The organism is Demequina sp. NBRC 110054 (genome assembly GCF_002090115.1).
GTDB lineage: Bacteria > Actinomycetota > Actinomycetes > Actinomycetales > Demequinaceae > Demequina.
In genome coordinates this window covers 112,592-133,281 of record NZ_BBRK01000006.1, presented here as the reverse complement: position 1 = coordinate 133,281, position 20,690 = coordinate 112,592, and the positions used below count along the sequence as shown (strand labels likewise).

The 20,690-nt window shown below is 71.4% G+C and carries 17 protein-coding genes and 1 pseudogene; 13 read left to right on the top strand and 5 right to left on the bottom strand.

The genetic code is table 11. From position 1 onward, the window contains the following. Window positions 1–76: 76 nt before the first annotated feature. Entirely contained in the window at window positions 77–2,263 is a 2,187-nt protein-coding gene (locus tag B7K23_RS13280; RefSeq protein WP_084127104.1) for an AAA family ATPase, read from the bottom strand. A gap of 151 nt (window positions 2,264–2,414) precedes the next feature. Here B7K23_RS13280 and B7K23_RS13275 point away from each other — a divergent pair, with 151 nt between their 5' ends. Together B7K23_RS13275 and B7K23_RS13270 are read left to right on the top strand one after the other, a co-directional pair. Then, window positions 2,415–3,335: a PAC2 family protein gene (locus tag B7K23_RS13275; RefSeq protein ID WP_084127102.1), complete on the top strand. Its 921-nt coding sequence runs from the start codon at window positions 2,415–2,417 to the stop codon at window positions 3,333–3,335. Window positions 3,336–3,563: 228 nt separating this feature from the next. After that, window positions 3,564–3,767, top strand: a complete 204-nt coding sequence (locus B7K23_RS13270; RefSeq protein ID WP_062203110.1) for a cold-shock protein — start codon at window positions 3,564–3,566, stop codon at window positions 3,765–3,767. 15 nt (window positions 3,768–3,782) lie between these two features. On the opposite strand, the gene B7K23_RS13265 is transcribed toward B7K23_RS13270, so the two are convergent. After that, window positions 3,783–4,565, bottom strand: a complete 783-nt coding sequence (locus B7K23_RS13265) for a spermidine synthase (protein WP_255376308.1) — start codon at window positions 4,563–4,565, stop codon at window positions 3,783–3,785. 99 nt (window positions 4,566–4,664) lie between these two features. On the opposite strand from B7K23_RS13265, the gene B7K23_RS13260 reads away from it, so the two are divergent. Continuing rightward, on the top strand, window positions 4,665–5,054 hold the full coding sequence (locus B7K23_RS13260) for a DUF3040 domain-containing protein (protein ID WP_084127098.1): 390 nt from the start codon (window positions 4,665–4,667) through the stop codon (window positions 5,052–5,054). A 169-nt stretch (window positions 5,055–5,223) separates the two neighbouring features. Here B7K23_RS13260 and B7K23_RS13255 read toward each other — a convergent pair whose 3' ends face one another. Genes B7K23_RS13255 through B7K23_RS13245 form a run of 3 tightly spaced genes read right to left on the bottom strand, consistent with a single transcriptional unit; the run spans window position 5,224 to window position 9,643 of the window. Beyond that, complete coding sequence (locus B7K23_RS13255) at window positions 5,224–7,377, bottom strand: DUF3488 and transglutaminase-like domain-containing protein (protein ID WP_159451423.1); 2,154 nt, start codon at window positions 7,375–7,377, stop codon at window positions 5,224–5,226. Continuing rightward, window positions 7,374–8,651: a DUF58 domain-containing protein gene (locus tag B7K23_RS13250; protein WP_084127095.1), complete on the bottom strand. Its 1,278-nt coding sequence runs from the start codon at window positions 8,649–8,651 to the stop codon at window positions 7,374–7,376. Before B7K23_RS13250 ends, B7K23_RS13255 begins: the two co-directional genes overlap by 4 nt. Further along, window positions 8,648–9,643: a MoxR family ATPase gene (locus B7K23_RS13245; protein ID WP_084127094.1), complete on the bottom strand. Its 996-nt coding sequence runs from the start codon at window positions 9,641–9,643 to the stop codon at window positions 8,648–8,650. Before B7K23_RS13245 ends, B7K23_RS13250 begins: the two co-directional genes overlap by 4 nt. Before the next feature lie 201 nt (window positions 9,644–9,844). Here B7K23_RS13245 and mraZ point away from each other — a divergent pair, with 201 nt between their 5' ends. The 10 genes and pseudogenes from mraZ to B7K23_RS16160 form a co-directional block, all read left to right on the top strand. Beyond that, window positions 9,845–10,312: a division/cell wall cluster transcriptional repressor MraZ gene (gene mraZ, locus B7K23_RS13240; RefSeq protein ID WP_084127093.1), complete on the top strand. Its 468-nt coding sequence runs from the start codon at window positions 9,845–9,847 to the stop codon at window positions 10,310–10,312. Between the two features lie 122 nt (window positions 10,313–10,434). Continuing rightward, window positions 10,435–11,424 (top strand): 16S rRNA (cytosine(1402)-N(4))-methyltransferase RsmH, encoded by a 990-nt coding sequence (gene rsmH / locus B7K23_RS13235; protein WP_084127092.1) that lies wholly within the window; start codon window positions 10,435–10,437, stop codon window positions 11,422–11,424. Beyond that, window positions 11,421–11,879 (top strand): hypothetical protein, encoded by a 459-nt coding sequence (locus B7K23_RS13230; RefSeq protein WP_084127090.1) that lies wholly within the window; start codon window positions 11,421–11,423, stop codon window positions 11,877–11,879. Before rsmH ends, B7K23_RS13230 begins: the two co-directional genes overlap by 4 nt. Next, window positions 11,879–13,684 (top strand): penicillin-binding protein 2, encoded by a 1,806-nt coding sequence (locus tag B7K23_RS13225; RefSeq protein WP_084127088.1) that lies wholly within the window; start codon window positions 11,879–11,881, stop codon window positions 13,682–13,684. The genes B7K23_RS13230 and B7K23_RS13225 overlap by 1 nt, the downstream gene beginning before the upstream one ends. A gap of 11 nt (window positions 13,685–13,695) precedes the next feature. Then, window positions 13,696–15,255: a UDP-N-acetylmuramoyl-L-alanyl-D-glutamate--2,6-diaminopimelate ligase gene (locus B7K23_RS13220; protein ID WP_084127086.1), complete on the top strand. Its 1,560-nt coding sequence runs from the start codon at window positions 13,696–13,698 to the stop codon at window positions 15,253–15,255. Continuing rightward, entirely contained in the window at window positions 15,252–16,652 is a 1,401-nt protein-coding gene (gene murF, locus B7K23_RS13215) for a UDP-N-acetylmuramoyl-tripeptide--D-alanyl-D-alanine ligase (RefSeq protein WP_084127084.1), read from the top strand. The genes B7K23_RS13220 and murF overlap by 4 nt, the downstream gene beginning before the upstream one ends. After that, window positions 16,649–17,734, top strand: coding sequence for a phospho-N-acetylmuramoyl-pentapeptide-transferase (gene mraY, locus B7K23_RS13210; protein ID WP_084127082.1), 1,086 nt, complete (start codon window positions 16,649–16,651; stop codon window positions 17,732–17,734). The genes murF and mraY overlap by 4 nt, the downstream gene beginning before the upstream one ends. Next, on the top strand, window positions 17,731–19,092 hold the full coding sequence (gene murD / locus B7K23_RS13205; RefSeq protein WP_234996543.1) for a UDP-N-acetylmuramoyl-L-alanine--D-glutamate ligase: 1,362 nt from the start codon (window positions 17,731–17,733) through the stop codon (window positions 19,090–19,092). The genes mraY and murD overlap by 4 nt, the downstream gene beginning before the upstream one ends. A gap of 26 nt (window positions 19,093–19,118) precedes the next feature. Then, window positions 19,119–20,330: an FtsW/RodA/SpoVE family cell cycle protein gene (locus B7K23_RS13200; RefSeq protein WP_159451422.1), complete on the top strand. Its 1,212-nt coding sequence runs from the start codon at window positions 19,119–19,121 to the stop codon at window positions 20,328–20,330. Then, window positions 20,323–20,688: pseudogene (locus tag B7K23_RS16160) on the top strand (glycosyltransferase); the annotation flags it as partial. The gene B7K23_RS13200 and the pseudogene B7K23_RS16160, both read left to right, overlap by 8 nt. Window positions 20,689–20,690 lie beyond the last annotated feature (2 nt).

The following is a 20,690-nucleotide window of genomic DNA, read 5'->3' as shown; positions in this document are numbered from 1 at the left end:
CGTGCGCCGCCGTCATCCAAGGTGCGGATACACAGGCCTGCAATCCCACGTCGATGACGGGGCTTCTGTCAGTGCGCTACTCGCCCAATCCGGGCGGAAGGTCCCCCGCGTGGACGATGTCGAGGTGGCGGGTCGGGCGGGTGAGGGCCACATAGAGGTCGCCCGCCCGGTGGGCGATGGCCGAGGGGTCCACGACCACCACGGCGTCGAACTCGAGGCCCTTTGAGGCGAGCGCTCCGAGGATCTCGACGTCGTGCTCGCCGAGCTCCGCGCGCAGCTCCTCGTGAAGCGGCTCGGGCGCGATCACCGCGACGATGCCGCCCCCGGAGGCCTTGAGGGACTCCGCGCGGTGGATCGCGCGCCTGACCGCCGCGGAGGCGAAGGAGGTGCGCTCGACGCGGTGGTACGCGACCGCATCGTCCACCGCGCGCGCGGCGCTCAGCTCGGAGACCGGCAGCCGCACCGCCTTGGCGAAGGACTGCGCCGCCTCGGCCACCTGGGCCGGGATGCGGTAGCTCACCGTGAGCTCGCGCAGGGTCCACGTGCCCTTGAACAGCGGGTCCATCGCCTCGGGCCACCACTGCGTGCCCGCGGCCGACGACGTCTGCGCGACGTCGCCGACGATCGTGAAGGACCGGGTGGGGCAGCGGCGGGACAGCATGCGCCACGCCATGGGGCTCAGCTCCTGCGCCTCGTCGACGACGATGTGGCCGTAGGTCCACGTGCGGTCGGCCGCGGCGCGCTCGGCGACGGTGAGGCGCGACCCGCCCTCGCGCATGCGCGAGGCGAGGGCCTCGGCGGTGACCATCCCGCCATCGCCGAAGGTCTCGAGGACCTCCTTGGCGTACTCGAGCTCCTCCGACGTGAGGTCACCCGCATTCGGGCGCGGCGAGCCGGAGGGCATGTCTCCGAGCAGCTCCGCAGCCTCGTCGAGCAGCGGCACGTCGGCGTCCGTGAACGGGGCGGAGGTCGGCCGCAGCAGCAGGTCGCGGTCCTGCGGGCTCAGCGACGGCGCCGCGTTGTCCAGCAGGTGCGCCTTCGAGAACAGGTCCTTGAGCAGCTGCGAGGGGGTGATCGGTAGCCAGCACAGGTTGATGGCGATCCGGATGGTGCGGTTGTCGCGGACCTCGCGCTCGAGCTCGAGCCGGTCATCCGCCTCGACGTGCTCGAGCTGCTCCGCGAGCTGGGAGGTCAGGCGTCCGATCATGTCCTTCGCGAACGTCGCGCGGGCCTCGTTGTGGGGCCTGCCGTCGCGGCGGGCACGTGCCTGGGCGTCACGGATGTCCGAGCGGCGGATCACGACCGGCCGCCCATCGAGTCGCACGGTCTGGTCGGTGCGCGGCACGCGCTGACGCTCCCTGACCGCGCGCTTGATCACGCGCGCCATGTCCGCGCGGCCCTTGATGCGGGCGACCGCGTCTGTCTCGACGCCCGTCGCGGTGACGCCCTTGAGCAGGCCCGCGAGCGTCGTCGACACGGCGCCGGTCTCGCCGAGCGAGGGCAGCACGTGGTCGATGTAGCGCAGGAACTGGCGCGACGGCCCGATCAGCAGCACGCCGCGGCTCGCGAGGCGCTCGCGGTGGTGGTACAGCAGGAAGGCCGCGCGGTGAAGCGCCACGGCGGTCTTTCCGGTGCCCGGCCCGCCCTGCACCACGAGCGCGCCCTCCATGGGGGCGCGGATGACAGCGTCCTGCTCGGCCTGGATGGTCGCGACGATGTCGCCCATGCGGCCGGTGCGGCGCGCGTCGAGCGCGGCGAGCAGCGCGCCCTCGCCCGCGAGCCCCTCGACGCGGCCCGAGGCACGCAGCGCCTCGACGTCCAGCACATCGTCCTCGACCGCGGTGACCTTGCGCCCGCGCGTCGTGAGGTGGCGTCGGTTCATGACGCCGCTCGGGGACGCCGCGGTGGCCGAGTAGAAGGCGCGCGCCGCGGGGGCGCGCCAGTCCGTGAGCAGCGGGCCGTGGTCCTCGTCGGACAGGCCGATGCGGCCGACGTAGAGGGTCTCGCCGTCGGTCATGTCGAGGCGGCCGAAGCACAGCCGGTCCTCGACCGCGTCGAGCTGGCCGATGCGGTCCTCGTACAGCGTGGCAAAGGCATCCCGCTCGGAGCGGTTCTGCGGAGAGCCGGAGGGGCCCTGGCGGCGGATCTCGGCGAGCCTGCCCTCGGTCTCGTCACGGAGCGTGTCGAGACGCCCGTACAGCGTGTCGACGACGCGCTGCTCGGCCTCGAGTCCCGTGTCGGTGGCGGTCGACTCGTCGTGCATTGGCATATCCCTCGGGTCGGGTGTTCGTCCGTGGCAGGCGGTCAACCATTATCGCAGGATCGGGAGGGCCCGACGCACCCCTTTCGCGGAATCTTTCGCCGCACGCGGAAGTTCCTGGTCCCAGCATTGCGGCATGGGAGGATGAACGGATATGGACACGAAGCTGGTGACGTGGGACCCCGAGGGCGTCGCGGCCTGGGCGGAGGTAGCTCCGTCGGAGGGCGCCGTGATGATGCACGTGCTGCGTGGCTTCATCGATGGAGGCAAGGCGGGCAGGCTCGTCGGCGAGCACCTGCTCGAGCTGGGCGAGCCCGTGAGGGTCGCGACCTTCGACATCGATGAGCTGCTCGACTACCGCTCGCGTCGTCCCGAGATGACGTTCTCCGTGAACGAGTGGACCGAGTACGACGAGCCCGAGCTGGTGCTCGACATGGTCCGCGACGTGGAGGGGACGCCGTTCCTCCTCCTGCACGGCTTCGAGCCCGACATCCGCTGGGAGGCCTACATCGCCGAGGTCCGCTCGATGGTCGAGCGTCTCGGCGTAGGGCTCGTGCTAGGCGCCCACGGCATCCCCATGGCCGCGCCCCACACGCGCCCGCTCGGGGTGACCGTGCACGGCACCTCGCAGGACCTGCTGCCTGACCAGCCGAGCATGTTCGGCACCGTGACGGTTCCGGCGTCCGCGCAGAACCTGCTCGAGTACCGATTCGGGCAGTGGGACCTGGACATGGTGAATGTGGCGGTCCACGTCCCGCACTACCTCGCGCAGTCCTCCTACCCGCAGGCCGCGCAGCGCGCCCTCTCGGCCCTCGAGGACCTCTCCGGACTCGTGCTTGAGCCGCAGCGGCTCGATGAGGACGCCCAACGCGCCGAGGAGGAGATCGCGCGCCAGATGTCTGAGTCGGAAGAGGTGCAGGCTCTTGTCGCGGCGCTCGAGGAGCAGTTCGACGCCTTCACCGAGACGCGCGACGACGAGATGCTGCGCGAGGGGCTCATCCCCTCCGCGGACGAGCTCGGCGCGGAGTTCGAGAAGTACCTGCGTCAGCATCCGCCCGAGTTCCCGCAGGGCTGAACGGTCGCCTCACAGCCGGCGAATCGGTGCTGAGCAGCCGCCGAACAGGGGCCGACTCGCCGATTCATGTCGCGCTTGTGGCCCCTTGCATGACACACTTGGTACCGGTTGCAAGAACGTAGTGTGCAGGAACCCGCCCGCCTGGGTGGGAGAAGTCATTGCGGCGACGAGCGCGGCACGGTGTCGCGCTTCCCTCCCAGGGCATTTGAAGTAAAGGGAGACACCCGCATGGCGCAGGGTTCCGTGAAGTGGTTCAACGCTGAGAAGGGCTTTGGATTCATCGCCCAGGACGGTGGCGGCGCTGACGTCTTCGTCCACTACTCGGCGATCGAGACCGACGGCTACAAGTCGCTCGACGAGCAGCAGCGCGTCGAGTTCGAGGTGACGCAGGGCCCCAAGGGCCCGCAGGCCTCGAACGTCCGCCCGCTCTAAGGAACGACGGGGCGCCTATGAGGGCGCCCAGTCGCTCCGCACGCCCGTCGGCAGCGATGCCGACGCGGCGTAGCGTGCGAGCACATCTGTATCGAGGCGCGTCGACGCGGCGAGCACCACGTTCCCGCGTCGACGCCCCTTGAGCACGGCGTGCTCGCCGATCGCGATCACCGTGCCGAAGGCGGCGCGGGCGGCCGCGAGATCGCCCCGCGTGGCGGTCGATCCCGGCCTCGTCCCCACATTGGCGAGCACGAGGCCCCCGGGGCGCAGCGCTCTGCTCGCATGACCCCACCATTCCTCTCCCGCGAGATGCGACGGCGTGTCGTCGCCCGCGAAGGCATCCCTCACCACGAGGTCGAGGCTCGCGTCCGCGCGACCTACGAGTGCCTCGAGCCCATCCTGCGCACGGATCCTCAGCCGCGGCGCTCGCGGCAGGTCCCACCACGTGCGCACGAGCTCCGGCAGCGTCGCGTCGATGTCGACGGCGATATGGCCCGAGTCGGGGAACCGGTGCGCGAGGTGACGCGGGAAGGCGCACGCCGCGGCTCCGACGTGGAGCGCGAGCATCCTCGCGGGCGGGCCCCAGGCGTCGACCGTCGCCGAGAAGCGCTCCATGTACTCGAAGTCGAGAATCTCCGGATCGGAGCGCAGCGGAGAGCTGGGAACTCCATTGACCCATAGGAACGTTGTCCCATCGGGTTCATCCTGCAGACGTGCCGTCCCCGTCGCGATGGGGAAGTCCACTCCTCGCGGCACTCCTGGCGCGATCTCGTCCGTAGGTGTCCTGCGCCGGGCCATGCGCTCAGACTAGACGGCTGGATTGCCGTCGCGCTTAGAACTAGACTGTTTCCAAGCCCGTGGGACCCCGGGCCTGGTTGAGGGTAGGGAGGTGGCACCATGCCGCTGTCGGAGTACGAGCAGCGCGTGCTCGAGCAGCTCGAGCGCGACCTGGGCACCGACCCGCAGCTTGGTCGCGCGATGAAGCGCGGCCCGAAGGCTCGCAGCAGGATCGCGCTGGGCGTCGTCGGAGTGGTCGTGGGGCTCGGCGTCGTCGTGATCGCCGTCGTCACGCAGATCCTCTGGCTCGGGATCGTCGGCTTCGCCGTCATGGTCGCGTCGGCGCTGTGGGCGCTGCTCGGTGGATCCTCCGCTGCCCCTGTCAAGGGCGCCGGAGCCAAGGCGAAGGGCAAGGGCGGACCGGCCGCGAAGCCGCGCCCGACCAAGAAGCCGTTCACCCAGCGCATGGAGGAGCGGTACGACCGTCGTCGCGAGAACGGCGACTTCTGACTCTCGCGCACCGCGCGTAGACCCCTCGCTCGGAGGCTCGGCGCGACCTGGCGCGCCTTTGAGTTCGTGCCCGCGACACGGCGTCCACCTTGCCGCCCCCGCGACCTGGCGCTCGCTGTGCCGCGCCCGTGACCCGGTCCTCGCCGTGCCGCGCGCTACGCGGTCCTGGCTACGACTCGTGGCTGCGCGCGGAGTCAGCGACGGTGTCGGCGAGACCCCTGAGCCGCTCGAGCGACAGCGACTCGTCCGCCACGGAGTCCTGCGAGTCACCCTGGCCCTCGGACGGCCCGGAGTCGGGCGCATAGCGGCTGCTCACGACGGCCTCGGTGAGCGCAGTGAGCGCGGCGTCCGCCTCCTCGGAGAGGGAGACCGTGTCGCGTATGTGCGCCGCAGCCTCGAAGGGCGTCGCGGAGGCCGGCCATCGTGCATCATCCGGAAGCCGTTGACGCAGGCGCGCCCATGCGGCCTCTGCGCCGTGCGCGGCCGCGGCGCTCACCTGGCGGCGGCGGAGCACGAACCATCCGATCGCGCCCGCGGCGATCAGCGCGATCGCGAGGAAGGCCCAGGCCGCCCACCCGGATCCGCCGCTGGTCTCGGATCCCTCCTGGTCGGCCTGCGCCGTGGGGGACGCTGACGTCGTGGAGGACGCTGAGGGCGTGGCTGCGGCGGCCGCTGTCTCCGAGGGCGACGCGCTCGGAGAGGGAGTGGGACTCGCGTCGTCCGCGTCGCCCGAGGCATACGACGGTGCGGTCGCCTGGACCGCGGGCGTGGGCTCGAAGCGCACCCAGCCGGTACCGGGGAAGTAGAGCTCGGGCCAGGCGTGCGCGTTGCCGGCGATGACCTCGTAGGTGCCGGACTCGATCTGCTCGCCACCCAGGAAGCCGACGCCGACGCGGGCCGGGATATCGAGCGTGCGGGCCATCACGACCATCGTCGTGGCGAACTGGACGCAGTAGCCCTCTCGCGTGTCGAGGAACTCGGAGACGGCGTCGTCGCCGGTAAGGGCGACCGTCGTGTCGTAGGTGAACTCTGCGGGGTCGCGAAGCCAGTTCTGGATCGCGACCGCCTCGTCGTAGCGGGTCGTCGCTCCCGCGTCGGCGACGATCTGCGCCGCCAGATCGCCGATGCGGTCCGCGTCGATCGCGTCGGCGATCGCAAGCGTCTCGCCGGCGACGTCCGGGCCAGAGAGGGTGCGGAGCCGATCCGCGGTGACGTACGAGGGATCCGTGACGAGCGTGTACTCGAGGCCGGAGGTGTCGGTCGAGTCCGAGCGCACCTCGTCGCTGCCGGCGTAGTAGCTCCAGGCGTCGGACACCGACACTGTGCGCGGGTCGACCGTGAGAGGCAGAGCCCCCTCGGTCAGCGTGTCGACGGAGATGCTGACGGTCTGCGTGGGCTGCTGGGTGAGCAGGCTCTGCTCGGGCCACAGGATCCAGCCCGATGTGTCTTCGGCGACGCCAGAGTCGTCGGGCCGCTCCCAATCCGCGCCGGTGAAGTCCTCGAGCGTGCGCAGGCGCAGCACGTCGAGTGGCCCGCCGGCGGTCGAGTACGTGAGCACGATCGACTCGGAGTTGGTGTTGAGGGAGTCGCGCAGGTCGAGTCCCAGATCGAGCCTCGTCGAGGAGCTGCTCGCGAGATTGGTCTGCGGGAGCATGCCCCATCCGGGGACTCCAGGGGACAGCGGGGCGACGAGCACGGCCATCCCGACCGCGGCCGCTGTCGCGCCCGCCCACGCTCCGAGTCGCGGCGGAAGCGTCACCTCCTCGTGCATCGAGGTGAGCGCGAGCGTGCCGAGCCAGGCGGCGAGCGCGACCGCGGCGGGCACCCAGGGCACCGCCCACGGCATCACGATGGGAGGCAGCCACGGCAGCAGGAGCAGGGCCCCCGCGAATCCTGCCGCGCGCCAGGACACCGTGAGGTGCTCGGCGATGAGGAAGAGCAGCGCGAGACCCGTGGTGACCAGGGCGCCGAGTGGCGCGGCGTCGCTCACAGGGGCGACCGAGGTGGCCGCGAACGCGGCGCCGTCCCCGATCGCGTCGAGGAGGGCGCGCACCCCGTCGGGAGTGGGGAACGACTCTTCCGTGTGCATCGGGACGGCGACGGTGATGCCGACGGCCAGGCCGAGGGCGGTGGGCAGGATGCGCGACCGGGTGAGCAGGCGCACGGCCATGAGCAGGACGACGAGCCCGGTGAGCAGGCCGAGCGCGGGAAGCAGCCACGCCCCGAGCTCCACCGGGTCGGAGTACGCGAGCAGGCCCGCGACGCTCGCGGTCCCGACCAGGAGCGTCGCGGCGGGGGAGACCCGGCGGGTCGGCTCGTTCATGACTTCCCCGTCCCGCCCGCGATGGATCCCCAGGCGTCCGCGAGGTCGTCGAGATCGTTCCAGATCGCGCAGCGCCATCCGCCGCGCGCGAGCAGTCGCTGGGTCTCGGACGCGCGCTCTCCGGCACGCACGAGCGCGATCGCGCGGCCTCCCGCACCGAGTCCCGAGAGCGCGACGAGTCCCGTGTCCCTCTCTCCGCGCGGCTCGACCATGGCGATCACGAGCGAGGCGGCGCCGTCGCGTCGCAGTACGGCGTGCGTGGCCTGAGCGAGCGCATCGCCGTCCCCCGTGGAGGGGGACCGCAGGTCGACGCACGCATCGAGAATGCCCGCACGGGCCTCGTCGGGCGCGTCTGCGTTCCAGCTCGGTGAGTCGACGCTGCCTGGCACCTCGAACGTGAGGCCGTGGCCGTCGGCGATCACGCTCAGCGCGACCGACGCGGCGGCGGACACGGCTGTCTCGAGCGACTCCTCGTCGCCTGGCAGATCGACGATCAGTGTCGCGGGCGGGCGGCCGGCGTGCTCATCCGCGCGGACGACGAGGCTGCCGCGGCGGGCAGTGCTGGGCCAGTGGACGCGACGTGGGTCGTCGCCCACCCGGTACTCGCGCACCGCCGCATCGTCCGACGATGCGCGCCGCGCGCCCCGCGAGAGCTGCTCGAGGCCTTCGAGGCGGGCCGCGCCTGCGGCGGCGAGATCGACCACCTGGGGCCGCACCGGCACGACCTCCTCGGCGCCGACCGGGGTGTCGGCCCAGGCGAGGCCGAAGGGATCGGAGACGCGCACGACGGCCGGGCCCAGGGGCCAGCGTCCTCGCGCGTCGGGGTGGAGCGCGTACGCGAGGCGGACTCGGCCGGGTGCTCGCAGGACCTCGGCGGACGTCGGCCGCGGCCCGGTGAGCTCGGGGGAGGCCTGCTCGCGGATGTCGAGCCGGGGGACGCGTCGCGTCGCGCGCACCGCGTCGACGTCGACCGTGACCGAGCCCGGCTCCCCGACGACGAGCGGGAAGGGCGCGACGACCCGGCGGGCGGTGCGGAACCGGCGCCTGAGCATCTGCACCGCGCCGACGAGCCACGCGGCTGAGATCAGGGTCGCGGCGAGCACGGTCATGCCGATGAACACCAGCAGGGTCGAGGCGAGCCCGATGCCCAGGGCGAGGACCGCGATGCTCGCGCCCGCCATCCCGATGCCGCGCGCGGTGACGACTGTCTCCGTGCGCCCCGGCCTCGCGCTCGCGGGAGCGGTGCGAGCCTGCGACGTGCCGCGCGAGGTCATGCGGAGCGGGACGACCCGACGCGCGCCTCGGTGGGAACAGGCACGCTGCTCGTGAGGGAGGCGACGATCGACTCGGCGCTCCGCCCCGCGGCGCGGGACTCCACGGAGGGCATCACGCGGTGCGCGAGCACCGCCACGGCGAGCGCCTTGAGGTCGTCCGGCAGCACGTGGTTGCGTCCGTGCAGCGCGGCGCGGCCCTTCGCCGCGGCAAGCAGCTGGAGGGACGCGCGCGGCGAGGCGCCGAGGCGCAGCGCCGGGTCCTGCCTGGTGTCGCGGACCAGGTCGACGATGTACTGCTTGATCGCCGGGGCTGCATAGATCCTGCGCGCGATGGAGATGAGGCGCGCGAGCGTCTCGGTGTCGGTCACCGCGGAGACGGACTGCAGCGGGTCGACGCCGTCGTGGCTGTCGAGCATCGCGAGCTCGTCGTCGGGAGACGGATAGCCCACCGCGACGCGGGTCATGAAGCGGTCACGCTGCGCCTCGGGCAGAGGGTAGGTGCCCTCCATCTCGACGGGGTTCTGGGTCGCGACGACGAGGAAGGGCGACGGCAGAGGGTGCGTCGTGCCGTCGACGGTCACCCTGCGCTCCTGCATCGATTCGAGGAGCGCGGACTGCGTCTTGGGAGAGGCGCGGTTGATCTCATCCGCGATGACGAGGTTCGCGAAGATCGGGCCGGGACGGAACTCGAAGCGCTGCTCGTCGGACCTGAAGATCGAGACGCCGGTGACGTCCGAGGGGAGCAGGTCCGGGGTGAACTGCACCCTGCCGACGCTCGCCCCGACCGAGGCGGCGAGCGCGCGGGCGAGCGTCGTCTTGCCGACGCCAGGGACGTCCTCCATGAGCACGTGTCCCTCGGCGAGGACGGTCGACAGCGTCGCCTCGACCGCGGGTCCGAGCCCGGACAGCACCGTGCCGATCGACTCACGGATGCGCTCCATCACCTCGGCGACCTCGGCGAGCTCCTCCGGGGTGGGGATCGGGTGTGCCATGCGGGGTTCCTCCTGTTCGGACTGGTTCGAGCGTATCGGACACCCAGGGGAGGCCTAGACTCCTCCACATCCCTCCACCGTGATCTACCAGTAGATATGAGGAATCTGACAGGAGAATTTCGCCTGTCCTCTGAAAATGTGGGGGGAAGTGGAGTAAAGTGGGGGCATCGGGTGAACCGTGGCGAGGGGAGGTGAGGCCACGTGTCGGAGATCGCGGCGCATGGCCTGGGACCCACAGGGGTCTTCCTTGGCACGTTCATGCCCCGCCTCGACGACAAGGGCCGGCTGATCCTGCCGGCGAAGTTCCGCGGTCGCCTCGCATCGGGACTGGTCGCCACACGCGGCCTGGACCGCTGCATCTTCGTGTTCCCGATCGACGAGTTCCAGGAGGTTCACAGCCGCCTGCGCAAGGCGCCGCTCGAGAACAAGGCGGCGCGCGACTACATGCGCAGCTTTCTCGCGTATGCGCAGGACGACATCCCTGACAAGCAGGGGCGCGTGCTGCTGTCGCAGCCGCTGCGCAAGTACGCGGGGATCGACCGCGAGGTCGCAGTGGTCGGCATGGGATCCCGCGTGGAGATCTGGGACGTGGAGGCGTGGGAGAAGTACCTCGAGGCTGGCGAGGACGCCTACGCGGAGACGGCGGCAGAGGTGTTCGACGACATGTGACGCGCGTGCCCCGTGGCCTTCTTCCGAGCAGCTCTGGCGGACTTCCCCCCGCCAGAGGGCCGGAGGGAGACCACGGGGCACGACAGACCTGAAGCAGTACCGACGGAGGAAGGGGGCAGGAGATGGGTCAGGATGCGGCCTCTCGGCACGTGCCGGTCATGCGTGACCGCTGCGTCGAGCTCATGGCCCCTGCACTCGACCACGAGGGTGCGGTCGCGATCGACGGCACGCTCGGCATGGGCGGCCACACCGAGGCGCTGCTCGAGCGCTGCCCGCTCGCGCGGGTCGTCGGCATCGACCGCGACGAGCAGGCCATCGCGCTCGCGTCCGAGCGCCTCGTGCGCTTCGGGGACCGCTTCGTCGCGCATCACGCCACGTACGACGACATGGCGGGCGCGCTCGCGACCGCGGGCGTCGGGGCCGCGGATGCGATCCTGCTCGATCTCGGCGTGAGCTCCCTCCAGATCGACGAGCCCGAGCGAGGCTTCTCGTACGCGCAGGACGCTCCGCTCGACATGCGCATGGACCGGTCGGAGCCGCGCACGGCCGCGGACCTGCTTCGCGAGGAGGACGAGCGCGAGATCGCCCGCATCCTCAAGGTGTACGGGGAGGAGCGCTTCGCGCCGCGCATCGCGCGTGCGATCGTGCGCCGCCGCGAGACCGCGCCGCTCACACGCTCGACGGAGCTCGCCGACCTCGTGCTCGAGGCGATGCCGGCCGCCGCGCGGCACGCGCCCGGCGGTCACCCCGCCAAGCGCACGTTCCAGGCCCTGCGCATCGCGGTGAACCGCGAGCTCGAGGTGCTCGATCGCGCCATCCCCGCCGCGATCGAGGCGGTGGGGGTCGGCGGCCGCGTCGTCGTGATGAGCTACCACTCGCTCGAGGACCGGCTCGTGAAGCACGCGTTCGCCGCAGGGGCCGAGATCGACGCCCCGCCCGGGCTGCCCGTCGTCCCCGACGAGGCGCAGCCTTACCTGAAGCTGCTCACGCGCGGGGCTGAGAAGGCCTCCGCCGAGGAGGCCGAGGTCAACCCGCGCTCCAAGCCCGTCCGGCTGCGCGCCGCACAGCGGCTCCGGCCCACGCCGCCTTCGCGTCGAAGGAGGGACGCGTGAGCGCCGCACCCAAGCTGAGGCCCGGCGTCTCAGGACGTCCCGTCCCGGTCTCGCGGTCGTCCGCCGCCACGGCTGCCGCGCCGCGCCGTCAGCGCCCTCGGCCTCAGGCGGAGGAGCCGGCGCGCGCGCCGCATCTGCGGGCCGTCGCGGCGCCCGAGCAGGCGCGCTCGATCGTGCCGTTCGCGATGCTGTGCGTGAGCGTCATCGTGGCGGCGCTCGCGAGCGTGCTGCTCATCAACATCGCGATGACGGAGGGCGCGTACGAGCGCCGCGACCTGAAGATCGAGATCGCGCAGCTCGCCCAGGAGCGTGACGACCTCGTCACGGAGCTCGAGGAGAGCTCGGCAGCTCCGCGGCTGGCACAGCGTGCCTCCGAGCTCGGGATGCAGTCCGCGGATACGCTCGGTTTCGTGTCGCTGGAGCAAGGGGTCGTCCTCAAGCAGAGGACCGGCTGATGGCCGATCGCGCGGGGCGCACGCACCTGCAGCGCGTGGGGCATCCTGTGCGGCGGCAGCGCGTGCTGTCCTTCGCCGCGCTCGCCATCCTGCTCGTGTTCATCGGCAGGCTCGTGATGGTGCAGGCCGTCAATGCCGAGGAGCTCTCTGACGAGGCGCTCGCGACCCGGCTGACCACGACGAGCGTGTCCACCGAGCGCGCCGACATCGTCGACCGCAACGGCACGGTGCTCGCGACCTCGGTGCAGAAGTACCACGTGTACGTCGACCAGACCGAGCTCGCGGGCTGGACGCGCTACGAGGGTGGCCAGCTGGTCGCCGAGGGCCCGCTCGACGCGGCCAAGATCCTCGCGCCGATCCTCGACATGAGCGAGAGCGAGCTCGCCGCGAAGCTCGTCGGCGACAGCACGTTCACGTACATCGCGAAGTACGTCTCTCCCGAGACGTGGGAGCTCATCGACGACGAGGGCATCTCCGGCATCGGCAAGGAGAGCGTCTCGCAGCGCTACTACCCGAACGGCACCGTCGCGGGCAACATCGTGGGCTACATGGGCGGCCGCTCGGACCAGGCAGGACTGTTCGGCAACGCCGGCATCGAGCTCGCGCTCGAGGACACGCTGGTCGGCGAGGACGGCTCCGTCACGTACGAGCGCGGCGCCAACTCCGCGAGCGGCACCGTGATCCCCACGGGCATCCTCGACGAGGTCGCGGCGGAGCCGGGCGACACCGTGGTGCTGACGATCGACGCCGACATCCAGTATCAGGTGCAGGAGATCCTCGACGAGGCGGTCGCCGACACGGGCTCGTCGGGAGGCATCGTGATCGTCGAGGACGTCAAGTCGGGCGAGATCTACGCGCTGGCCGACTCGGACACCGTCGATCCCAACGACCCAGGCGCCTCCGACTCGGAGGACCGCGGCTCGCGCGCGGTCTCGACGGTGTTCGAGCCCGGCTCCACGGCGAAGGTGATCACGATGGCCGCCGCACTCGAGGAGGGCGTCGCGACCCCGACGTCCGAGTACGTCGCGCCGTACCAGTACACGACGTCGAACGGTCAGACCTTCAGCGACTCCCACGACTACGGCAAGCAGCAGTACACGCTCGCGGGCATTCTGGTGAACTCCTCCAACACGGGAACCATCCAGGTGGGCGAGGAGCTCGGCTCGGAGACGTTCTACGAGTACCTCGAGGCCTTCGGCTTCGGCGAGCCCACGGACGTCGGGCTGCCCGGGGAGTCGGGCGGCATCCTGCGCAGCTGGGAGAACTGGGACGGGCGCACCAAGTACGCCGTCTACTACGGGCAGGGCGTCTCGGTCACGGCGCTGCAGACCGCGCAGGTGTACCAGACGATCGCGAACGGCGGCGTGATGGTGCAGCCGACGGTCGTCCAGGGCTACGAGTCCGCAGACGGGGAGTTCACCGCGCGCGAGACCGAGGAGGACACCCAGGTGATCTCCGCGGACACGGCCTCGCAGCTGATGACGATGCTCGAGGACGTCACGGCCGAGGGCACGGGTGGCGCCGCGACGATCGAGGGATACCGCGTGGCTGGCAAGACCGGCACGGCGCAGGTGTTCGCGAGCGACGGCACCCAGTCCGGCGTCGTCGCGTCGTTCGTCGGAATCGCGCCGGCCGACGATCCGCGTATCGTCGTGTCCGTCATCATGTTCCATCCCAGGACCTCGATCTGGGGCGGCACGGTGGCTGCACCGGTCTTCCGCGATGTCGCGACGTTGACGCTCCAGTCGCTCGGCGTCGCGCCCTCGACGGGGGAGGCCGATCCGTACCCCACGACCTGGGAGTGAGCTTGACTCAGATGGACCTCCGTCCCGCGCACGCGCGGGGCACCACCCTCGCCGCCGTGGCCGCGCGCCTCGGACTCGCGCCGCTGCCGGCGGACGTCGCAGGGCTCGCGCTGAGCGGCGCGACCGTCGACTCGCGGGAGGTGCGCGAGGGCGACCTGTTCGGCGCCTTCCCCGGCTTCAAGGTCCACGGCGCGCGCTTCGGCGCGCAGGTGCAGGCCGCGGGCGCGGCCGCGATCCTCACGGACACGGAGGGTGCCGAGATCCTCGCCGCGGACGGCGTCGACGTGCCGGTCGTGGTCGTGGACGATGCGCGGGCGGCGATGGGTGAGGCCGCCGCAGAGGTCTATGGAGACCCTTCGAAGCAGCTGGCATTCGTCGGGGTGACGGGCACCAACGGCAAGACCACGACGAGCTACTTTATCGAGTCGGCGCTGGGGCGCGTCCACGAGCTCACCGGCATCATGGGCACGGTCGAGCTGCGCCTCGGCGACGAGGCCATCGAGAGCCCCCGGACCACGGTCGAGTCGCCGGTCCTGCATGGGCTGCTCGCTCGCATGCTCGACGAGGGCGTCACGGCCGCGGTCACCGAGGTGAGCTCGCATGCAGCGGCGCTCGACCGCATCGCGGGCGTCGAGTTCTCCGTCGCGGTCTTCACGAACCTGCAGTGGGACCACCTCGACTTCCACAAGACGATGGACGGCTACCTGGACGCGAAGGCGCGGCTGTTCGAGCCCGGCCGCGCGCGCAGGGGAGTGATCAACGTCGATGACGAGTGGGGGCGCAAGCTCGCGGGCAGGGTCGAGATCCCGTGCGAGCGTGTGTCGACCCGCCCCGAGGACCCGCACGAGGCTGAGTGGACCGTCACGTGGGCCGACATCGGCCTCGACGGTGTCGGCTCGCGGTTCGCCTTCACCGATCCGTCGGGAGCCGAGCACCACGCCGAGAGCCCTCTTCCCGGGCTCGTCAACGTCTCCAACTCGATGGTCGCGATCGTGGCCGCGCACGCCGCGGGCGTGCCGCTCGACGAGGCGATCGCCGGGGTCGCGGGAGGTCACGAGGTCCCCGGACGCATGGAGCGCGTGATCGAGCGCAGCGACGTGGACCCTCTCGCGATCGTCGACTACGCCCATACCCCCGACGCGCTCACGCTCGCGCTCCAGGGGGTGCGCCCCATCACGCCCGGCCGCCTCATCCTGATCTTCGGCTCGGACGGCGACCGCGACCAGGGCAAGCGCCCCGTCATGGGCGAGATCGCCGCGAACCTGGCCGACGTCATCGTCCTGACGGACGAGAACCCCCGGTCCGAGGAGCCCGCCGCGATCCGTGCCGCGATCCGCGAGGGCATCCAGAGGGTGCGTCCCGACCTGGCAGACGTCCACGAGGTCGAGCCGCGCGTCGACGCGGTCGAGTACGGGCTGCGCCTGGGCCGCCCGGGAGACACCGTCATCGTCACCGGCAAGGGCCACGAGCCGACCCAGGAGATCGCCGGCGTCTTCCATCGCTACAACGACCGCGACGCCTACCTGGCCGCCCACGCGCGCATCGTCTCCGAGCGGGAGGCGGGCGCATGAGGCCGCTGACCGCCGGCTGGATCGCTCAGGAGGTCGGGGGAGAGCTGCACGCCGACCCTGGCGTCACCGTCACCTCGGCGTGGAACGACACGCGCGTGCTGAAGCCGGGCGCGCTGTACATCGCCGTCGTGGGCGAGTTCTTCGACGGCCACGAGTTCGTCGGCGCCGCGACCGAGGCCGGGGCCGTGCTCACGCTCGCGTCGCGCCCGGTCGAATCGCCCCACGTGCTCGTCGACGACGTCCCGGCCGCCGTCGGACGCCTCGCGAAGGCCTACCTCGCGCTGCTGCGCGCCGAGGGCGAGCTCACGGTCGTCGGCATCACGGGCTCCAACGGCAAGACCACGACGAAGGATCTGCTCACGCAGCTCCTGCCCGACGCGCACGCGCCGATCAAGAGCTACAATGACGCGCTCGGCATGCCGCTCACGGTGCTCGGCGCGGAGTCCTCGACCCGCCACCTCATCCTCGAGATGGGGGCGAGCGCTCCCGGCGACCTCGCGTACCTCACGGGCATCGCGCCACTGGACATCGCCGTCGTCCTCACCGTCGGCACCGCGCACCTGGGCGGCTACGAAGGCTCCCCCGAGGGGCTCGCCGCGGAGAAGGCGACCCTGCTCGACGGCCTCGTGCCCGGCGGCGTCGCGATCCTCAACGCGGACGACCCGCGCGTGCTCGCGATGGCCGACCGACCGTCCCTCGGCGAGGACGGCCGTCGCGTGCGGCTGTTCGGCGTCGAGGGCGACGGCCCCGCGCTCGCGCTCGGCGCGCACGGCTTCGCGCTCGTGCGCGGCAGCGCGTCGTTCGTGCTCACCACCCCGGAGTCCACGGCCCCCGTGACGCTGCGGCTCATCGGCGCGCACCACGCGACCAACGCGCTCGCCGCGGCCTCGGTCGCGCTCGAGTGCGGAGTCGCTCTCGACGACGTCGCCGCGCGCCTGGCCGTCTCCGGCCCCGTCAGCGCGCACCGCATGGCGCTCACCGAGCGCACGGACGGCGTGCGCATCCTGGACGACGCGTACAACGCGAGCCCCGAGTCGATGAAGGCCGCCCTGCGCGCGCTCAAGGAGGTCGCGGGCGAGGGCCGCGCGATCGCCGTCGTCGGCGAGATGCGCGAGATGGGCGACCGCTCGCGCGAGGCCCACGAGGAGATCGGGCTGGACGCGGTGCGCCTGCGGCTCGACCTCATCCTCGTCGTCGGCGAGGGCGCGCGACCGGTCTACGTCTCGGCAGTGCGCGAGGGCTCATGGGGCGACGAGGCGGCCTTCGCCGCTACGATTGACGAGGCCCGCGCGATGCTCGAGGGAGCGCTGCGACCAGGAGACACGGTGCTCGTCAAGGCATCGAACGGCTCAGGGCTGTGGAGGCTGGCGGACCAGCTCGTGGAGGAGAGTGCATGAAGGCGGTAGTCGCCGCAGGCGGGATCGCGCTGCTGGTGTCCCTGCTCGGGACCCCGCTGTTCATCCGGTACCTCACGAGGCAGCACTACGGGCAGTTCATCCGCCAGGACGGGCCCGCGTCGCACCACGTCAAGCGCGGCACCCCGACCATGGGCGGCGTCGTCATCATCCTCGCCACGCTGTTCGGCTGGCTCGTCGGCAACGCGTTCATCGGCAGGGCGCCTAACGCCTCGTCGATCCTCGTGGTCTTCCTGTTCGTGGGCCTCGGCTTCGTGGGCTTCCTGGACGATGCGATCAAGATCCGGCAGGAGCGCTCGCTCGGTCTGAGGGCGGGGTGGAAGATCCTCGGCCAGGGCATCGTCGGCATCGGCTTCGCGGTGCTCGCGCTCCAGTTCCCGAACGCGGACGGCCTCACGCCCGCGTCCACGGCGATCTCGTTCCTGCGCGACACGTCGCTCGATCTCGCGGTCATCGCGCCCGCCGTCGGCACGATCGGGTTCATCATCTGGTCGAACTTCCTCATCACCGCGTGGTCGAACGCGGTGAACCTCACGGACGGGCTCGACGGCCTCGCGACCGGCGCCTCGCTCATCTTCTTCGGCTCGTACATCATCATCGCGATCTGGCAGCTGCAGCAGAACTGCCAGCTCGAGGGCGCGGGATCGCTGTGCTACGAGACGCGCGACCCGCTCGACCTCGCGGTGCTCAGCTCCGCGATCGCGGGCGCGTGCTTCGGCTTCCTGTGGTGGAACACCTCGCCCGCGCGGATCTTCATGGGGGACACCGGCTCGCTCGCGCTCGGCGGCGCGATCGCGGGCATGACGATCGTCTCCCGCACCGAGTTCCTCGGCCTGCTCATCGGCGGCCTGTTCGTCCTCATCGTCGCCTCGTCGGTGCTGCAGATCGGCTGGTTCAAGATCAGCGGCGGCAAACGCATCTTCAAGATGGCGCCCCTGCACCATCATTTCGAGCTCATGGGATGGAACGAGGTCACGATCGTCGTGCGCTTCTGGATCATCGCGGGCCTGTGCGCGATGACCGGGGTCGGCGCGTTCTACGCGGAGTGGGTGGCGAACCTGTGAGCATCGCCGGGCTGAGGGTGCTGATCCTCGGTGTCGGCGTCGCGGGGACGTCGGCGGCGCAGGCGTGCCGCGAGGACGGCGCGGAGGCGGTGACCGTCGACGCGAACGGTCACGGCGACCACCGCGACCTCTCCGAGGTCGACCTGTCGAGCTTCGACGTCGTGATGGCGTCGGCGGCCTTCGCCCCGCACTCGCCGGCCATCCGCGCATGCGAGCAGGCCGGGCTGCCGATCTGGTCCGAGATGGAGTTCGCGTGGCGCGTGCGCCGTCCCGGCATCCCGTGGGTGCTCGTGACCGGCACCAACGGCAAGACGACCACGACCCAGATGGTGGGCGCGATCGCCGAGGCCGGCGGTCTCGATGTCGCCGTGTGCGGCAACATGGGGATCCCCGTCATCGCCTCGGCGCGCGAGCAGCACGACCTCGTCGCGGTCGAGATCGCGAGTCTCCAGCTGCACTTCACCGAGACGCTCTCGCCGCACGCCGCCGTGTGCCTCAACGCCGACGACGACCACACCGACTGGCACGGCTCGCTCGAGGCGTACCGCGCTGACAAGGCGCGCGTGTTCCGCCACGTCCAGGTCGCGTGCGTGTACCCGAGCGCTGACGCGCGGGTGGAGAGGATGGTCGAGGACGCCGAGGTCGTCGACGGCTGCCGCGCGATCGGCGTCTCGCTCGGCGCTCCCGCGCCCAGCCAGCTCGGCGTCGTCGAGGGCCTGCTCGTCGACCGCGCGTTCGTCGAGGACCGTCGCCGCCAGGCCGCGGAGATCGGCGAGCTCCAGGACCTCGAGCACCTCGTGGCGGGCGCCGTGCCCCCGTACCTCGTCACGAACGCGCTGTCCGCGGCCGCGCTCGCCAGGGCGGTGGGCGTCCCGCCCGAGGCGGTGAGCGCCGGGCTGCGTGGCTTCGCCCTCGACCAGCACCGCACGGCGTTCGTGCGCGACCTCGACGGCGTGCAGTACGTCGACGACTCGAAGGCGACCAACGCGCACGCGGCGATCGCCGCTTTCGGCGGGATGAGCCCCGGCTCGGTCGTGTGGATCGCGGGCGGTCAGCCCAAGGGCCAGGAGTTCTCCGAGCTCGTGCGGGAGGTCGGCGACAGGCTCAAGGCCGTGGTCCTCATCGGCGAGGACCCCGAGCCGCTCCTGTCGGCCCTCGCGGGACACGCGCCCGATATACCCGTATCGCGGATCGAACCGGGGGACACTGTGATGGCGAGGGCGGTCATCGCCGCTCGCTCGTTCGCCACCGCGGGCGACACGGTCCTGCTGTCTCCCGCGTGCGCGTCGTTCGACCAGTTCGCGAGCTACGCGGATCGAGGAGAGGCCTTCGCCCGGGCGGCGGAGGCGCTGACATAGGCGCGCACGCGCCGGGGGAGGTGCGAGTGACCGCGACGGCAGACCGCCGCAAGGCCGCCCCCGCGCCGACGGGCTCGCCCGTCGTCACGTACTACCTGCTCGCCGCTGCCACCGGCATCCTGCTGCTCATCGGCCTCGCGGTCGTGCTGTCGAGCTCGTCGATCACGTCGACGTTCACCTCCGGCGGGAACCCGTGGGGCGCGTTCATCGTGCAGGTCGCGGCGATGCTCATCGGCCTCGTGGTGCTGATCTTCGGGTCGCGGCTGTCGATCGTGCAGTGGAAGGCGTTCACGCCGCTCGTCTTCTACGGGTCGCTCGGGCTGCTCATCTTCGTCCAGCTCGCCGGCACCGCGGTCAACGGCAACAGGAACTGGATCAGGATCGCGGGCTTCTCCCTGCAGCCGTCCGAGTTCGCGAAGCTCGGGCTCGCGCTGTTCCTCGGCCTCGTACTTGCGCAGCGCCGCAAGGAGCTCCACACGCTCAAGGGGATGCTGCTCCCTGGCGGCGTCGCCGCGCTCGCGGTGATCGGCCTCGTCCTCGCCGGAGGGGACATGGGCACGGCGATGGTGATCGGCATGGTCGTCGCCGCCGCGTACTGGATCGCCGGAGTGCCCGCGCGGTTCTTCGTGATGGCAGCGCTTGCCGCGGTGCCGTTCGTCATCTGGCTGCTCACCCAGGGATCGACCAGGTCGGCCCGCATCTCGTCGTGGCTGTCGGGGGAGACCGACACCGTCGGCGTGGGCCTGCAGCAGACCCGCGGCACCTGGGCACTCGCCTCGGGCGGCATCTGGGGCCTGGGGCCCGGCAACAGCCGCGAGAAGTGGGGCTACCTGCCGGAGTCCGAGAACGACTTCATCTACGCGATCATCGGCGAGGAATGGGGCCTCATCGGCACCGTGACGGTGCTCATCGCGTTCGCCATGATCCTCATCGCGGTCTCACGCCTCGTGCGCCGCCACCGCGATCCTTTCGTGCAGATCGCCTCGGGCGCGATCGGCGCCTGGATCGTGGGGCAAGCCTTCCTCAACATCGCGGTCGTGCTCGAGCTGCTGCCGGTCTTCGGCGTGCCGCTGCCGCTGCTGTCCTCGGGCGGATCGTCGATGATCGCCTCCCTCGCCGCGCTCGGCGTGCTCATGGCGTTCGCGCGCCGAGAACCCGGCGCGCAGGAGGCCTTCGCGGCCCGGCCGTCGATGATCCGCCGCTCCATCGCGGTCGTCTCGAGGGGGCGTCGTGGGTGATCCCATCCTGCTGGCCGGCGGAGGCACCGCCGGCCACGTCAACCCGCTGCTCGCGACCGCGGCCGAGCTCGCGTCACGCGGGCACGAGCCCGCGGCGCTCGGCACGTCGATGGGGCTCGAGGCCGACCTCGTCCCGCGCGCCGGCCTCGAGCTCTTCACGGTCCCCAAGGTGCCCATGCCGCGTCGTCCCTCGATGGACCTCGTGCGCCTGCCGCTGAACCTCAAGCGCGCGATCGATGCCGCGACCGACGCGATCGACGCGATCGGCGCGAAGGCCGTCGTCGGCTTCGGCGGCTACGCGTCCACGCCCGCGTATCTCGCGGCGCGGCGCAGGAGGCTCCCCGTGATCGTCCACGAGGC

Excerpts from the sequence above, each read along its gene's own strand:
- B7K23_RS13275 (WP_084127102.1), top strand. The coding sequence starts at position 2,415 with ATGGACACGAAGCTGGTGACGTGGGACCCCGAGGGCGTCGCGGCCTGG.
- B7K23_RS13225 (WP_084127088.1), top strand. The coding sequence starts at position 11,879 with ATGGCCGATCGCGCGGGGCGCACGCACCTGCAGCGCGTGGGGCATCCT.
- B7K23_RS13220 (WP_084127086.1), top strand. The coding sequence starts at position 13,696 with ATGGACCTCCGTCCCGCGCACGCGCGGGGCACCACCCTCGCCGCCGTG.
- B7K23_RS13255 (WP_159451423.1), bottom strand. The coding sequence starts at position 7,377 with ATGAACGAGCCGACCCGCCGGGTCTCCCCCGCCGCGACGCTCCTGGTC.
- B7K23_RS13265 (WP_255376308.1), bottom strand. The coding sequence starts at position 4,565 with ATGGCCCGGCGCAGGACACCTACGGACGAGATCGCGCCAGGAGTGCCG.
- murF (WP_084127084.1), top strand. The coding sequence starts at position 15,252 with ATGAGGCCGCTGACCGCCGGCTGGATCGCTCAGGAGGTCGGGGGAGAG.
- B7K23_RS13250 (WP_084127095.1), bottom strand. The coding sequence starts at position 8,651 with ATGACCTCGCGCGGCACGTCGCAGGCTCGCACCGCTCCCGCGAGCGCG.
- B7K23_RS13245 (WP_084127094.1), bottom strand. The coding sequence starts at position 9,643 with ATGGCACACCCGATCCCCACCCCGGAGGAGCTCGCCGAGGTCGCCGAG.
- mraY (WP_084127082.1), top strand. The coding sequence starts at position 16,649 with ATGAAGGCGGTAGTCGCCGCAGGCGGGATCGCGCTGCTGGTGTCCCTG.
- B7K23_RS13260 (WP_084127098.1), top strand. The coding sequence starts at position 4,665 with ATGCCGCTGTCGGAGTACGAGCAGCGCGTGCTCGAGCAGCTCGAGCGC.
- rsmH (WP_084127092.1), top strand. The coding sequence starts at position 10,435 with ATGGGTCAGGATGCGGCCTCTCGGCACGTGCCGGTCATGCGTGACCGC.
- B7K23_RS13280 (WP_084127104.1), bottom strand. The coding sequence starts at position 2,263 with ATGCACGACGAGTCGACCGCCACCGACACGGGACTCGAGGCCGAGCAG.
- B7K23_RS13270 (WP_062203110.1), top strand. The coding sequence starts at position 3,564 with ATGGCGCAGGGTTCCGTGAAGTGGTTCAACGCTGAGAAGGGCTTTGGA.